The sequence below is a fragment of the Oceaniglobus sp. K40-3 genome, assembly GCF_055808395.1.
Genome location: NZ_CM147868.1, coordinates 1,686,418 through 1,700,454 on the forward strand (window position 1 = coordinate 1,686,418; position 14,037 = coordinate 1,700,454).

Below are 14,037 nucleotides of genomic sequence, written 5' to 3' on the forward strand. Positions count from 1 at the left end.
AAACAAATCGAACGAACAGGAGAACGCACCATGGGCCCTTTTCCCCACGACGCCCCCAAGGCGACCATCAGCGATAAAAATCCCGCCGGGACAGATGGATTCGAATTTGTCGAATTTGCCCACCCCGAGCCGGAAAAGCTGCGCGAGGCGTTTACCCGCATGGGGTACATCCACACCGCCACCCACAAGGACCGCCCGGTTGAACTGTGGCAGCAGGGCGATATCACCTATGTGATCAACGCCGACCCCGACAGCCATGCCGCCGGGTTTGTGGCCGAACATGGCCCCTGCGCGCCGTCCATGGCGTGGCGGGTGGTGGATGCCGAACATGCCCTGCGCCACGCCCTGAGCAAGGGCGCAAAGGAATATACCGGCCCGGGCAAGACCATGAATGTGCCGGCGATTCTGGGGATTGGCGGGTCGTTGATCTATTTCATTGACCAATATTACGACAAGAACCCCTATAACGATGAATTCAACTGGGTCGACAAGGCACACCCCGAAGGCGTTGGGTTTTATTACCTCGATCATCTGACCCACAACGTTCATCGCGGCAATATGGACAAGTGGTTTGATTTCTACGGCAAGATTTTCAACTTCCGTGAAATCCGGTTTTTCGACATTCAGGGCAAACATACGGGCCTGTATTCCCGCGCTCTCACCTCGCCTTGCGAACGGATTCGCATTCCGATCAACGAAGATCGGGGCGAAACCGGGCAGATCGTGGAATACCTCAAACGCTATAACGGCGAGGGGATTCAGCATATCGCGGTCGGTGCCCGCGATCTTTATGCGTCGGTGGATGAAATCGCTGACCGGGGGGTGACATTCATGCCCAAACCGCCGGCCACCTATTACGACATGTCCTATGACCGTGTGGTGGGCCATGATGAGCCGAAAGACAAGATGATGAAATACGGCATCCTGATCGACGGCGAAGGTGTGGTGGATGGTGGGGAAACCCGGATCTTGCTTCAGATATTCAGCAAAACAGTGATCGGCCCGATCTTTTTCGAATTCATTCAGCGCAAGGGCGATGATGGCTTTGGCGAAGGGAACTTCAAGGCATTGTTCGAAAGCATCGAACAGGATCAGATCGAACGCGGTGTTCTGAAAACCGGCTGAGGTGGCCCATAATATGATATGCCCGGGGGCGCGTTGGCGCCCCTTGGCCCCGATGGTCAGCCGTTTGGCATTGACAGGGTGACGCTGCGCCCCCGCTTTGTATAGCTGAGCTTGCTTTGGCTAATCGCGGCCACCCGGCCACCATCCACCCGATCCCCCACTTTTACCTTGACGAATTTGCCCGAGGGCAGGCGCACCAATGCGCGGCGGTTCGACGAACTGCCGTAGACGCCGATCAGGTTTACTTTTCCAAGGTTGATTGCATTCTTGACCGTGGCCTGTTTTGCCACCGAGGCGCTTGACGGCAGGCGTGGTGTGACAACGGCAGACGCGGCGGCAACGCGGGTGACGGCCTGTTGTTTCGGCGCGGCGGCGGCTTTGGCGCGCGCCGTTTCCACAGTCTGTGCGAAATTTCCGGGCTTGGTCTTGGGCAGGCGCGAGCGGGCGACGGCATAGGGGCTGATGGGTTCGTCGGGTTCTGCGTCGGCTTCCTCCACGGGGGTATCGGGCGCGGCGCGGCGCAGGGCGATCAGTTCGGCAGGCGGGGCGCGGGGGGCGCGGGTGCTGGTGGGCGCCTGCGGTTCGGCGGTCGAGGCCCCGGCCGCATCCAGGGCGGCGGTCACTGCGCGATCCTGAATGGTTTCCGGCGTGCCCGGAGCGGTTTCGGCTGCTGTGGCGGTGGCGGCGTCCGGGCGGGGGCGCGGTTGCAGCCCGGCCTCTTGGGTTGTGGCGACGGCGGCGGTGTTCAATTGCGCTTGATCGCCATCGTCGCCGCCGGGGCGGGTGCGTGGCCGGGTGCGCGGCAGATCGGGCTGGGTGGCGGGGTCGGGCGCAAGGGTGGCGGGGCGTTCGGGCATGGTCGGCGGCACGCGCGCCGGGCGCCCGGCGGTGATCAGAATACCATCGGGCGACAGGGTGCCGTCGGGGGTTGCCACCACCAGCCCGCGATCATCCAGTGTGAACCCCTGGCCCTGTGGCGCCGGTGGCAACTGCTGTTCCAGCGGGGTGGGCGTGGCGGTGTCGGGCAGCGGGGGGCGGCTGACCTCGCTTTCGAGGTTGATCGTGGGATCGGCAGAGGCGACATAAATCTTATCAATCCGGTCGGTGCCGGGCACTTCGGGCGGCGTGGGCGATGCGACCCAGATACCGGTGGTGGCATAGCGCCCGACGATGTTTTCGTCGCCGCCCTCAGTAGGGGGCGTTGCAGAGGATCGCGCGAAATCGGCTCGGGGGCGGTGGGGCTGACCGGGAGCGTTTCCGGGGCGGGGGGCACGGGTGCCTGTGGATCAAGCATCGCCACAGTGGAATCCGGCGCGCTGGCCCGGTCGGACGGGGCGTCACCCGGCGTTGTCGTGCCAGTGTCGTCGGGCAGGCTGGCAATATCGGTGCCCGCCGTGGGGGGCTGTGTTACCGGGTCTGCGGGGGCGGGAACGACAGCCGCCTGATCCACCGCCGGTTCGGGCGCGGTCTGTTCGACGGGCGCCGGAGCGACAAGAGCGTTGGCTGTATCGGCTGGCACCGGATCGCCATTGTCCGAGATCTGCGCGCTGCCAAACAGCAGGAAGGCGGCCCAGACGCTTATGGCGAGAACCGCCGCGATGGCGATTCCGATGATCAGCGGTTTGACCGAGCGGGCAGGGCCAGTGTCGCGGGCGCCAAAGACGGTCATCGCCTCGGCCTCGGCCAATTTGCGCCCCGAGGCCATGCGTGCCGACACCGCCTCGCGGTCAGGTTCGCTTAGCAGTTTGCCGTTGGAATCGGACACCGGCGTCAGGCTGGCCGCCGCTTCGGTGGTGTCGGGCAGGCCAACAACGGGCGTCACCCGGGCCTTGGCGGTGCTTTTGTTGGCCGACCCGCGCAAAACGGGGGATACGGCCGGCTTTGCGGTGCCCGGTGGCGTGCGGCGCGGTGGCGGGGGCGGCACGCTGCCCTTGGCCGCAACCGTGTTTTCCGGCGTTACGGCAAAACGCGCGGCGATCCGTCCAAAACGGCTGTCCCTGTCCAGCGGATCGGCTGCGGCGCCGGGGCTGAGCGGCCCTGTGGCCGGCTTGCCCGTTGCGGGCCGTTTGATGTCTGCCTGTTGCTTGCGCCGGGTCGCAAAAGACACGGGCATCGCAGGCACATCATCAAGCGGCGCGTCATCATCGAGCGGCGGCAGCGGATCGTTGATCCGTGGCTGTGAAAACCCGACCCGGGGCGCATCGGCAGGCGCCTCTGGCGTTTTCGGCGTTGCGTCCGGTTGTGCCTTTGCCTGTGGTTTTTCAGAGGCGGGCGGGGGCGCCTTTTCGGGCGTATTTGCCCGGGGGGCGGTTTTGCGGCGTTCTGCGCCTCGGGTTTGGGTTTGTCGGTGGCATTGTTTGTGGGGGCAACCGCGGCGGGGCTGGCTGGTTTCACCTTGGCGGGGGCTGTGTCGGCCTTTGCGGTGTCCGGGGCCGAATCGGCGGCGGGCGTGTTCGGCGTGTCCGTGCCGGGTTTTGGGCCTGCGGGGGCGGCCTTGGGGGCAGGGTCGGGCTTGGGGGCAGGCGGCGTTCTGGATTTTTCCAAGGCTGCGGCGGCCTTGGCGGCGGCTTGCGCTTCTTTCAGCGCAGCCGCTTTGGCCGCTTCCGCAGCCTCGCGTTTGCGTTGAATCGCGGTTGCCCCGAATTGTGCGGTGCCCGGAAACTTGGCCTTGCCGGGGCGGGCCGCAAACTGCACCGGGTTGAACCCCCGGCTGGCGGCAAATTCCTCGGCTTCGGCCAGGGTTTCGCGGGCCACCGCCGCAACGGATATCTCTGTCTTGCCTTTGATTTTCCAAATGAAATTCAGATCATTCAAGGCATAGGGCGTCATGCCCTCCAACGCGTCGCGCACCGCCTTTTCCCGCAAATCGGCACGGCTGCCCTTGGCGGTTTTGGCGTCAAACTCGGGGTCATCCAGGGTGGTGAACAGGATTTCAGAATCGGGGATCTCGCAGTTCGGTCGCCATGGGCGCATCGGATTTTTCCGCCACGGTATTGCGCAGCGCCGCAACCTTGGAATCGAACTCGGGGTCGCTCAGGGATACCTCGCCGACCATCTTTGTCTTGCCGTCGGCCACCTGGCGCAGACAGATCCCCGAGTGAGACAATTGCAGTATAAAGTTCGGCTTCATATCAATGCTCTACCATGTTGCCGCGCGCGCAGGAGTCTTCTGCGCGGCTTTCGATGTTCTATAGCAGCTTTCCGCCGAGGAAAACAAAAAGAGGTTTCCGAAACCTCAACGCCGGAACAGGGTGCGCGGTACATGAGAGCAAACAATCAAAAGGAGTGCGCAATGCGTTCGAGCAAATTTTCTGTTGTGGCCTGGGGGCTGCTTTTGGCTATCGTAGCTGGCACAGCATCGGCACAGGCACAAGAGCCACGGATCACGGTTTCGGGAGAGGGGCGGATCACCGCCGTTCCCGACATGGCACACCTGACCCTTGGCGTAGAGGCAAGCGATGCCGTGGCAGCGGGGGCTTTGGCCAAGGCGTCCGAGCAGATGAACGGCGTGATGGATGCGTTGAACGGCGCAGGGATTGCCCCCGCCGATGTGCAGACCAGCACCCTGTCGGTGCGCCCGCAATACCGCGATCAGGGCGAACGGGATGCGCCCCCGACGATCAGCGGCTATGTCGCGGCGTCGAGATCTGACGGTGCGGGTGCAGGATCTGGCAGGTTTGGGCGATCTGATCGATGTGGTGTCAAAGGCGGGCGGAAACCGGCTGTCGGGGGTGGCGTTCGATGTGCAGGATCGCGAACCGCTGTCGAACGATGCGCGCCGTGCCGCCGTGGCCGATGCCATGGCCAAGGCCACGCTTTATGCCGATGCGGCCGGGCTGACCCTGGGGCCAGTGGTTGAGATTACCGAAACCGGGGGCAGTTTCCCGCGCCCCGTCGCAATGATGGAAAGCGCCGGTTTGCGTTCAATGCCCGTTGCCGCCGGTGAAATTGACGTGTCGGCCAGCGTGACGATGGTGTTTGCCATCACCCGATGACCGGGGACCGGGGCGCAACATAACGCGCCCCGGTTTCGTATCCTCAGGCGGTGGCCTTGGTCAGCGCCTGATCCAGATCGGCAATCAGATCGTCGGCGCATTCGATACCGATGGAAAGGCGCACAGATTCAGGCGCCGCACCCGCCGCGCGCAGCTGATCTTCCTTCAACTGGCGGTGGGTCGTGCTGGCCGGGTGAATGATCAGCGAACGGGCATCGCCCAGATTGGCCACATGGCTGAAGATTTCAACCGCATCGATCAGTTTCACACAGGCGTCATAGCCGCCCTTGACCGCAAAGGTGAACAGCCCGCCGGCCCCCTTGGGGCAAATCTTGGCAACCCGGTCGAAATAGGGCGAACTTTCCAGCCCGGCATAGGTGACGTAATCGACCCGGGGATCGGCCTCCAGCCACTTGGCGACCTTCACCGCATTCGCAACGTGCCGCTCCATCCGCAAGGACAGGGTTTCAATGCCGCACAGGGTGTAATGCGCCGCCTGGGGGTTCATCGTCATGCCCAGATCACGCAGGCCAATGGCAATACCGTGGAACGTCAGGGCCATCGGTCCGAATGTTTCGTGGAAATTCAGCCCGTGATAGGCGGGTTCCGGCTGGGACAGCGACGGAAACTTGTCCGAGGCCGACCAGTCAAACGTGCCCGAATCCACCACGCAACCGCCGGTCACGGTGCCGTTGCCCGTCAGATATTTGGTGGTCGAATGCACCACAATATCGGCGCCATGTTCAATTGGGCGGCACAGATATGGCGTGGCGCTGGTGTTATCCACGATCAGCGGCACACCGGCGGCCTTGGTGATGGCGCTGATGGCGTCCAGATCGGTGATATAACCGCCCGGGTTGGCGATGGCTTCGCAGAACACCGCGCGGGTGTCGTCGTTGATCGCGGCCTTTACCGCGTCGGTATCGTCGAAATCCACAAAGGTGGCCGACCATCCGAACCGCTTGATCGTCTGGGAAAACTGCGTGACCGTGCCGCCGTAAAGCCGGGTCGAGGCAACCACATTCCTGCCCGGACCCATCAGGGGAAACAGCGACATGATCTGTGCCGCATGGCCCGACGAACAACACACAGCGCCCGCGCCCCCTCAAGGGTTGCGATCCGTTCCTGAAGCACGGCAACAGTGGGGTTGGTCAGGCGGGAATAGATGAACCCCACCTCTTGCAGGTTGAACAGCGCCGCCGCGTGATCCGCATCGCGGAATTCATAGGCGGTGGTCTGGTAAATCGGCGTCTGCCGTGCCCCGGTGGCCGGGTCGGGCCGGGAGCCGGCGTGGATTTGCAGCGTTTCAAAGCCATGGGTCTTGTCAGACATCGTCATTCTCCGAGCGATTGAGTCGCCTTGGGTCTAGGTGATCTGACCAGCACAGACAACTGCCCTCGCGTCAACGCGGGGCAGGAACAGCATAGCCGCGCAGCACCTCAAGCGGGATAATATCAAGCGCGCGGATGTGCGTGGCCTGTAACACGATCTGCGGCGCGCAGCCCTCATCATGGGCCTGAAGAAACCGCCCCGCGCACAGGCACCAGCGATCACCGGGGGCAAGACCGGCAAACCCGAACCCGGGCCGCGGTGTCGAAAGATCGTTGCCAAGGTATTTCGAAAACGCCAGAAACTCGGCCGTCATGACGGCGCAAACCGTATGGCTCCCCTGATCCCCGGCACAGGTGTTGCAGGCGCCATCCCGAAAAAACCCGGTCAGGGGCGCGGTCGAACACGGCGCAAGATCGCCGCCCAACACGTTCACAGGGCTGTCTTTTTCCATCACACACGCGCTCCTTCATGGGGTCAGCGAAACCGGTCCGCCAGTTTTTGCAGCGGGCTGCGCCCATCTTCGGGCAAAGGCTCCGGTGTGGGGGCACGCGGCGCAGGCGGTTTCTTCCCGGTCGCGGTGCGCTGTGGCGCCATGCGCAGGCCGACGGCATTGGTGAACGCCCCGCCATCACCCCGCGCCAGATCACCCGCCCCATCGGAAACCCCGCGCAGAATATCGTCCAGCCATTCCTGATCCGCCTTGGCAAAATCCCGCAGCACAAACCCCGGCACCGCATCCTTGTGCCCCGGATGACCAACCCCCAGGCGCACCCGGCCATAATCGGCACCGATATGCGCATGGAGTGAGCGCAGCCCGTTATGCCCCGCATGCCCCCCCGGTTTTGACTTTCAGCTTGCCGGGGGCAAGATCGATCTCGTCATGAAACACGATGACATCGGCAGGGGTCAGCTTGTAAAACCGCAGCGCCTCGCCCACCGATTGCCCCGAAAGGTTCATGAAGGTTTCGGGTTTCAGCAAAATCACCTTTTCGCCGCCAAGGCTGCCCTCGCTCACCCGGCCCTGAAACTTGCTCCGCCAGGGCGCAAACCCGTGATCCCCGGCGATCCGGTCAACCGCCATGAACCCGATATTATGCCGGTTCCCGGCATATTTGGCACCGGGATTGCCCAGCCCTACAAACAGACGCACGATCACTTCCTTTCGTCAGCGCAGATGCCCCTCACCTAATGGCGCGCCCGCTCCGGGTCAAATCCCGCATTTTGCGCTTTTTACTGATGAAAATACTCAAATCCCAACACCACCACAGATGCGCCACCCGCTATTGGGGCGTGAACTGACCAAAGGCCGTCACCCCGTCGCGCACCTTGTTGAAATCCACAGCACGCCCACCACAGGTGCCGTGCAGGTATTGCTCGATATCGAATACCCCACCGGCCAGCGCCTCTTTGGTGCCGGTAAACCCGTGAGAATGCGACAGCCAGCAGAACCCCGCCAACCCCTCGCCAATCAACGTGAAACAGGTTTCCCCCGATCCATACACCCCGACCGGATATGATACATCCGCCTCGTCGAACACCCGGTTCACCTCCTGGAAATATCCGATCACATCTTCGGTGTGAAAAATCGCGCCATTGCCCACGAAATCGCCATCGACCCCGAAAAACACCGCGCCATTGGGCGGTTGGTTGAATTCCGCCGCCAGCTTCAACGCCTCGCGCGCATCTGCCGGGCCACGGTTGCGCCAATCCTGAAAGGTTTCGGGCTTGTTGTTGTTGTGCTGAAACACCACCACCAGCGACATGCCAAAGGATGCAATCAGCGAAAGTTCCTCGGCCCGCAGCCGCTTTCCGGTGATCGTTTCATCGGGGTAATCGTAATATCGCCCGATGGTTGTCACCCCCACCTCGCGCATTTCATCAAGGAATTCACGCGTCACGATGGCCGAGGTATCGACCATGTTCACCCCGCTGGCGGCGTGGCAGAAATCATCGGATTTATTGACCTGCCCCTGGGCGGGCAGGGCCAGACAGGCGATGCACAGGGGCAGGGAAAAGGCGCGGATCATGGCAGGTCTCCGGTGTCGCGGATTTGCCCCATCATTGCGCAACCCCGGACCCGGGCCAAGGAAAAGGTTGGGAAATCATGCCTTGACGTGACCGCCCGCTTCGCCGTTCCATGGGGCAAACATCAGGGGTAAGGAAAAGATGCGACAGACACTTCTTGCAACATGCGCGGTTCTGATCGCGGCGGCGGCTCCGGCCCTTGCCGACACCGGTAAGCTGACGGTCGAGTTGAACAAGATCGAACCGGGCGAAAACGGCGGGTGCCGCGCGTTTTTCCTGTTCCGAAATCACACCGCCGCCACCCTTGAGGGGTTTGAAATGTCACTGGCGATCCTTGACGGAAATGGTGTGATCGACCGTCTGCTGACCATCGACGCGGCGCCGCTCCCGGTGGGGCGGACAACCCTGAAACTGTTCGAAGTTCCCGAAATCGGGTGCGGCGATATTTCCGAAATCCTGTTGCACGACATCCCGTCCTGCGTGGCGGCGGGCGGGGCCGAGGTGGATTGTTTCGCCAATCTGGATCTGGTCAGCCGCGCCTCGGCCCGGTTGACCGACTGATCCGATGCAGGGCGCGCTTGATCTGATGCACGACGGGGGGCCGATTGTCTGGCTTCTCGTTGTTCTGTCGCTGTTTTCGCTGGCCCTGATCGTGGTCAAGGTTGTTGGCCTGCGCGCGGCCCTGTCGGGGCAGGCCCGGCGCGCCCGCGCCCTTGATCTGTGGGCGGGGCGTGACCGGGCGGCGCGCGCGCCGCGCTCAAGGGCGGGCAGGCCCCGGCAGACCGTCTGTTGGCCCAGGCCATGGCCGGGCTGGATGGCGGCACCCAGCGCAAGCTGCTGGACGGTGATCTGGAATGGCGCGGCAATGCCGAACTTTCGGATCTGTCCACCGGGCTGCGCCTGTTGGAACTGATCGCCATGGTCAGCCCGCTTTTGGGCCTTCTTGGCACGGTTCTGGGCATGATAGAGGCGTTCCGCGAGCTGGCCCTGGCCGAGGGGTCGGCAAACGCCGCGCTGTTGGCCGCCGGGATCTGGCAGGCGCTGCTGACCACGGCGGCGGGGCTGATCGTGGCCATTCCGGCGGCCATCGCGGCGGGCCTTCTGGGCGCGCGGGTGGAACGCGCGGGGCAGTTGGCCGAGGCGGCCGTGGGCCGTCTTTACGCCATCGAGGACCGGCTTGAACCCTAGGGGAGCGCGCTGATGCAAATATCCCGCCCCAAAGGCTTTGGCATGGTGATTTCGCTGGTGTCGATGATCGACGTGCTGATGATCCTGCTGGTGTTCTTCATGGTCACCTCGACCTATCTTGACCTCGATATGGTTCCGCTGGCCGGGGCGGATGGGCCAGCGGGGGCAGGCAGCGCCGGTGGCGCGCCCCCGATCGCCTGCTGGTGCGGCTTTCGTCGGAGGGGGCCGCTTATGTGCGGGGGCAGCCGCTCGACCCGGCGGCGCTGGCGGCGCGGCTGGCCGATACCCCGGGCCTAGATATTCTGGTGCTGCCCTCGGGGCAGGCCAATGTGCAGGCGCTGGCGGGGCTGATGGATGTGCTGGTCGGGGCCGGGGCGCAGCGGTTGCGCATTGTCCGGCTGGAGGCACAACCATGAAGCTGGCACGCCCGATCCGGCGCACCCCGCCCGAAACCATCATCGCCCTGATCGACGTGGTGTTTTTCCTGTTGATATTCTTCATGCTGGTGGGGCGGATGGACGCCACCGCGCCCTTTGCCGTGCTGCCCCCCACCGCCCAGACGGGGGCAGATATGCCCGGCGGCGGGGTTACGGTGTCGGTGGCCGTCGATGGTGCGCTGGCGCTGGATGGCGCAATCCTGCCGCGCGCCGATGTTCTGCAACGCCTGGGCGAGCGGGTGCAGGCGGCGCCCGACACCCTTGTGCGGCTCAACGCCGACCGGGGCGCGGCCCTGCGCGATGTCTTGCCGCTGGCCTCGGAGATCGAGGCGCTGGGCGCGCGCGAGGTGGTTCTGGTGCTGACCCCGGGCGCCCCATGATCCGGGGGGCGGCGCTCTGGGGGGGCGGGGCGGTGGCCTCGGTTCTGCTGCACGGCGGGTTGGTGGCGGTGCTGGCCAGCGCGATCGCCCCCGATCCGCCCCCCGAAGGGCAAACGCCCGAGGCGGAATTCGACATCTCCAGCTATCAGGTGCCCCATTCCACCGCCCCCGAGGAAAAGGCCGACGCGACAGCCCTGAGCGAAGACGCCACAAACGGCACCCGCACCACGGGCCACGCCGTGCCGCAATCGCGCGCCGCCGCGGTGCCATTGACCGGGCAGCGCGCCGCGCCGCTGGCCACCCCGGCCCCTGTCGCCGCCACGCCGGTTGTGGCAGACCGGTTGAGCGAAGCCCCACCTGCACCGGCCCTTTCCCCTGCAACACCCACGCCTGATCGCGTCACGTCACTGCCCTCCAAAGCGGTGTCGGCGCCCCCCTGCAATCTGTGGCAGCATCGGCGTCGATTACATCGACCACACCCATTGTTGCAGATCGTCTGCCGCAGGCGCCGGCGGCCCCCACGATTGCACCGGTGACAACACCGGCGGATCGGGTGGCGTCATTGGCCCAAACCGCACCGGTGACGCGGCCCGTGCGCCCGCTGGCTCCTGTCGCTGTCACGACGCCGGTTGTTGCGGAACGCCCGCCCGATGTGCCATCTGCGCCCGGGATTGCCGCTGTCGCACCACCGGCCAACCGCGTCGCGCCACTGTCTCAGAAGGCGGACCCGGCGCCGCCTGTGCCTTCCTTGGCCACCCTCGCACCGACCGCGGCGGCCATTGCGGTTGTTGCGGATCACCCACCCGAAGTGCCACCCGCGCCCAAGTTGGCCACCTTTGCCGCCGCCCCGCCGACCCTGCGCGCACAAACGGCACCGGGCGCGGTGGTTGCTGCCGCGCCACCAGTGGCGGCACCTGTTGCCATCACGGCCAGGGTGATTCCCGTCGCGCTGAACACTGCCGCGCCGTTGCCCACCGCCCGCCTGCCCGAGGCGATGCCGGGCGCGGCAGCGCTTGCCGGTCGGCGTCCCGCATCCGAGCGAAAGGAGCCAGAACCCGCACCCGCCGCCCGCTTTGCGGCACTGGCCGCCCCCGGTGCGCCCCTGGCCCAATCGGCCCCGGAAGGTGCAGCTTTGCCCGATGCCCCCACTGGTGGTGGCACCCTGCCGGTCGCAACGCCTGATGCCCCCGCTGCCGCTGCGATCACGACCGTAGGGGCGCGCCAGACCGCCGCCCTGGCCTGGAGCGGCGGCGGTGATGCCGCGCTGAATGATGTGTCTCTGGCCGCGATTCAGGCATTCAGCCGGGCGGGCGATCCTTCGGGCGATGGCCCGAAGGTGCGCGATGCCATCGGCGCATTGCTGGCGCAGGTGCCCTGCGCGCGGCTGCAAACGGTGTTCGACCCGGACAGCGGCCAGTTGGAACTGCGCGGCCATATCCCCGACAACGGTTTGCGCGCGCCGGTCCTTGCGGCGTTGGGGGCGCAGGTTGGCCCGTCGATTCCATTGACCGACAATCTGCTGATCCTGCCCCGCCCGCAATGTGGGGCGCTGGCCGGGATTGCGGCGGTGGGGCTGGCCCAATCGGACGAACAGGAAGGCGATCCGCGCGTTGTGGGGGATCAACCCTTTGCCGCCGTGTCACGTTTTGCCGAAGGTGATCTGTTGGCCTTTGAGGTGAAGGGGCCGGATTATCCGGCGTATATCTATGTCGATTATTTCGATGCTGACGGACAGGTCATTCATCTGCAACCCAACGATCTGGTGCCTTTGCGCCAGATTGCCCCGAAAGAGCGGATGGTGATCGGGCAGGGGGCGGATGGGGCGCCCGCGATGAAGCTCATCGTCTCGCCGCCCTTTGGCCAAGAGATCATGGTGACCTTCGCCAGTTCAGAGCCTCTTTATGATGGCGTGCGCCCCACGGTTGAACCGGCGGCGCCCTATCTGGCGTTCCTGAAATCCGCCGTTGCCGCCGCACGGGCCGAAACGTCCGATTTTCAGGGAGAATGGTTTTATTTCTTCGTCTCGACCGCGCCGAAACCGTGACCGCTGTTCAGCGGCAATCGTTGGTTGCCCAGCGGCGCAGGTTGGCTTTCAGCCCGCCGCCATAGGGGTGTTCCTTTTTCAACGCCCGTTCACCGTTTTCCTTGAGATAGGTCTTGGCCTGGGTACAAAGGTTATCACGGTGCCATTCGTGACAGTTGGAGCAGTGTTTCCCTTTCCACACCGCCTCGGGCAGGCCCTCGATCGGGGGGAACAATGGCGATCCGGTGACCAGTTGTTCCAGGGTTTTTCCCTCAACCGCCGGGCCACCTGTGGTCAGCGGCGCGTTGAAGGTCACCAATGTGGGGGCGGGTTCGGCCTTGGTGGCCGGTGTTGGCACAGCGGCGGTTTCGACCGGCGGCTGTGGTGCGGATTTCGCGGCTTTTTCCCGAAGGATCGAGATTTCAAAGGCGGCCAGTTCGGCATAGGTGCCATCGGGATAGGCATCGAGATAGGCCTGATAATCTTCCATGGTGCCTGTCGTGCGGGCGCGTTCGATCATGTCCTGTTCGCTTGCGGCCGGCATCGGGGTTGGGGCCGGGGTGGCGCGCGAGGCTTCGGGCAGGGCCGCGATCTCTTGACTGGGGGGGACGGGATTGGCCTCGGCGGCAATCAGGCGGTTCAGCAGGGCGCGGGCCTCGTCGGCGCGGGCGCTTTCGGGGTGGGCGCGCAGAAACAGCAGGATCTGCACCGGATCGCCGCTGTTTCGGACCGACGCCCAAAGCGCCTCTGCGGCCTGTTCTTCGGGGTCGACGGGCAGGGCCGGGGTGAATTGAAAATCACCGGTAAGCGATGACGTGTCCCATGGCACCTGCCGCCCGTTGGTGGCGCGCAACACATCGACCCGAACGGATTTGAACATCTGTTCAATGGCTTGGCCCCGGTCGCTCAGGTGTTTGGCCAGGGCGGCGGTGAACGGGCTGTTGCCGTCCAGCCCGTCAAGGGCAACGGCCCCGGGCGCGGTGGAATAGGACAGAAAGGTGCCGGTTGGCGCCTTCATTTCGGCCAAACCGTTGTCATCCATCGACGGGATCGTTTCAAACGGATTGTCACGGCAGGCATCGAGAATGACAATGTTGGTGCGGTTGCGCGCCGAGGCCATCTGGCGCAGTACCGCTTGCGCCTCAATCCCCACAAGGGGCAGGTCGGCGGCATCGGTCAGGCTGACGTCAGTTGGCAAAAGATAGTTGGTTCCAAAGGATTGCACCCCGTGGCCGGCATAGTAAAACAGCCCGGTCGTTCCTTCGCCCGCCGCGCGCAATTCGCGTCCGAACTGGGCGATGGCGCGGTTCATGGCCAGATGATTGGCATCGGTGAGCAGGGTTACAGTGAACCCGGATTTTTCCAGCGCACTGGCCATCAGCCGGGAGTCGGAGGCCGGATTGTCGAGCGATGGCACCGCGCCGTAAGCGCCGTTGCCCACCACCAGGGCAAGCCGCTCCTGGGCCTGGGCGGCCAATGTCGCCAGAGACAAAACGGCACCTAGGGCCAGGATGCGTGTGCGCTCAAACATG

Annotated in this window: 16 protein-coding genes and 3 pseudogenes; 11 read left to right on the forward strand and 8 right to left on the reverse strand. The window is 64.5% G+C overall.

Annotated features, from left to right (window positions below; all coding sequences use genetic code 11):
* Window positions 1–30: 30 nt before the first annotated feature.
* Entirely contained in the window at window positions 31–1,125 is a 1,095-nt protein-coding gene (hppD, locus tag AC0L7P_RS08730) for a 4-hydroxyphenylpyruvate dioxygenase (RefSeq protein WP_473435346.1), read from the forward strand.
* A gap of 56 nt (window positions 1,126–1,181) precedes the next feature.
* On the opposite strand, the gene AC0L7P_RS08735 is transcribed toward hppD, so the two are convergent.
* The 3 genes from AC0L7P_RS08735 to AC0L7P_RS08745 form a co-directional block, all read right to left on the reverse strand.
* Complete coding sequence (locus AC0L7P_RS08735) at window positions 1,182–2,060, reverse strand: hypothetical protein (RefSeq protein ID WP_473435347.1); 879 nt, start codon at window positions 2,058–2,060, stop codon at window positions 1,182–1,184.
* Window positions 2,018–3,238, reverse strand: a complete 1,221-nt coding sequence (locus AC0L7P_RS08740) for a hypothetical protein (protein WP_473435348.1) — start codon at window positions 3,236–3,238, stop codon at window positions 2,018–2,020. The genes AC0L7P_RS08735 and AC0L7P_RS08740 overlap by 43 nt, the downstream gene beginning before the upstream one ends.
* Window positions 3,239–4,057: 819 nt before the next feature.
* Window positions 4,058–4,255 carry a hypothetical protein gene (locus AC0L7P_RS08745; RefSeq protein ID WP_473435349.1) on the reverse strand — a complete coding sequence of 66 codons (198 nt, stop codon included), beginning with the start codon at window positions 4,253–4,255 and terminating at the stop codon, window positions 4,058–4,060.
* A 294-nt stretch (window positions 4,256–4,549) separates the two neighbouring features.
* Here AC0L7P_RS08745 and AC0L7P_RS08750 point away from each other — a divergent pair.
* Window positions 4,550–4,702: pseudogene (locus AC0L7P_RS08750) on the forward strand (SIMPL domain-containing protein); the annotation flags it as partial.
* A 52-nt stretch (window positions 4,703–4,754) separates the two neighbouring features.
* Window positions 4,755–5,120, forward strand: a complete 366-nt coding sequence (locus AC0L7P_RS08755) for an SIMPL domain-containing protein (RefSeq protein ID WP_473435350.1) — start codon at window positions 4,755–4,757, stop codon at window positions 5,118–5,120.
* Window positions 5,121–5,163: 43 nt separating this feature from the next.
* On the opposite strand, the pseudogene AC0L7P_RS08760 reads toward AC0L7P_RS08755, so the two are convergent.
* The 4 genes and pseudogenes from AC0L7P_RS08760 to AC0L7P_RS08775 all read right to left on the reverse strand — a co-directional run bounded on the left by AC0L7P_RS08760 (window position 5,164) and on the right by AC0L7P_RS08775 (window position 8,479).
* Window positions 5,164–6,458 (reverse strand): annotated as a pseudogene (locus tag AC0L7P_RS08760) (O-acetylhomoserine aminocarboxypropyltransferase/cysteine synthase family protein).
* Window positions 6,459–6,522: 64 nt separating this feature from the next.
* On the reverse strand, window positions 6,523–6,903 hold the full coding sequence (locus tag AC0L7P_RS08765) for a DUF2237 family protein (protein ID WP_473435351.1): 381 nt from the start codon (window positions 6,901–6,903) through the stop codon (window positions 6,523–6,525).
* A 23-nt stretch (window positions 6,904–6,926) separates the two neighbouring features.
* A pseudogene (pth, locus tag AC0L7P_RS08770) lies at window positions 6,927–7,602 on the reverse strand (aminoacyl-tRNA hydrolase).
* A gap of 130 nt (window positions 7,603–7,732) precedes the next feature.
* The gene (locus AC0L7P_RS08775; protein WP_473435352.1) at window positions 7,733–8,479 is read right to left on the reverse strand and encodes a glycoside hydrolase domain-containing protein; all 747 of its coding nucleotides are present in this window, start codon (window positions 8,477–8,479) and stop codon (window positions 7,733–7,735) included.
* Between the two features lie 139 nt (window positions 8,480–8,618).
* Between AC0L7P_RS08775 and AC0L7P_RS08780 the strand changes: the two genes are divergently transcribed.
* From AC0L7P_RS08780 to AC0L7P_RS08815, 8 genes are read left to right on the forward strand one after another with little or no spacing between them, the layout of a single operon-like run.
* Window positions 8,619–9,038, forward strand: a complete 420-nt coding sequence (locus AC0L7P_RS08780) for a hypothetical protein (RefSeq protein WP_473435353.1) — start codon at window positions 8,619–8,621, stop codon at window positions 9,036–9,038.
* A gap of 4 nt (window positions 9,039–9,042) precedes the next feature.
* The gene (locus AC0L7P_RS08785; RefSeq protein ID WP_473435354.1) at window positions 9,043–9,390 is read left to right on the forward strand and encodes a hypothetical protein; all 348 of its coding nucleotides are present in this window, start codon (window positions 9,043–9,045) and stop codon (window positions 9,388–9,390) included.
* Window positions 9,279–9,665: a MotA/TolQ/ExbB proton channel family protein gene (locus AC0L7P_RS08790; RefSeq protein WP_473435355.1), complete on the forward strand. Its 387-nt coding sequence runs from the start codon at window positions 9,279–9,281 to the stop codon at window positions 9,663–9,665. Before AC0L7P_RS08785 ends, AC0L7P_RS08790 begins: the two co-directional genes overlap by 112 nt.
* A 12-nt stretch (window positions 9,666–9,677) precedes the next feature.
* On the forward strand, window positions 9,678–9,962 hold the full coding sequence (locus AC0L7P_RS08795; protein ID WP_473435356.1) for an ExbD/TolR family protein: 285 nt from the start codon (window positions 9,678–9,680) through the stop codon (window positions 9,960–9,962).
* Complete coding sequence (locus tag AC0L7P_RS08800; RefSeq protein ID WP_473435357.1) at window positions 9,899–10,081, forward strand: hypothetical protein; 183 nt, start codon at window positions 9,899–9,901, stop codon at window positions 10,079–10,081. The genes AC0L7P_RS08795 and AC0L7P_RS08800 overlap by 64 nt, the downstream gene beginning before the upstream one ends.
* Window positions 10,078–10,482 (forward strand): ExbD/TolR family protein, encoded by a 405-nt coding sequence (locus tag AC0L7P_RS08805; protein ID WP_473435358.1) that lies wholly within the window; start codon window positions 10,078–10,080, stop codon window positions 10,480–10,482. The genes AC0L7P_RS08800 and AC0L7P_RS08805 overlap by 4 nt, the downstream gene beginning before the upstream one ends.
* Complete coding sequence (locus AC0L7P_RS08810) at window positions 10,479–11,018, forward strand: hypothetical protein (RefSeq protein WP_473435359.1); 540 nt, start codon at window positions 10,479–10,481, stop codon at window positions 11,016–11,018. The genes AC0L7P_RS08805 and AC0L7P_RS08810 overlap by 4 nt, the downstream gene beginning before the upstream one ends.
* Complete coding sequence (locus tag AC0L7P_RS08815) at window positions 11,015–12,526, forward strand: DUF4384 domain-containing protein (protein ID WP_473435360.1); 1,512 nt, start codon at window positions 11,015–11,017, stop codon at window positions 12,524–12,526. Before AC0L7P_RS08810 ends, AC0L7P_RS08815 begins: the two co-directional genes overlap by 4 nt.
* Window positions 12,527–12,533: 7 nt before the next feature.
* On the opposite strand, the gene AC0L7P_RS08820 is transcribed toward AC0L7P_RS08815, so the two are convergent.
* Window positions 12,534–14,036 carry a caspase family protein gene (locus AC0L7P_RS08820; protein ID WP_473435361.1) on the reverse strand — a complete coding sequence of 501 codons (1,503 nt, stop codon included), beginning with the start codon at window positions 14,034–14,036 and terminating at the stop codon, window positions 12,534–12,536.
* Between the last annotated feature and the right edge of the window lies 1 nt (window position 14,037).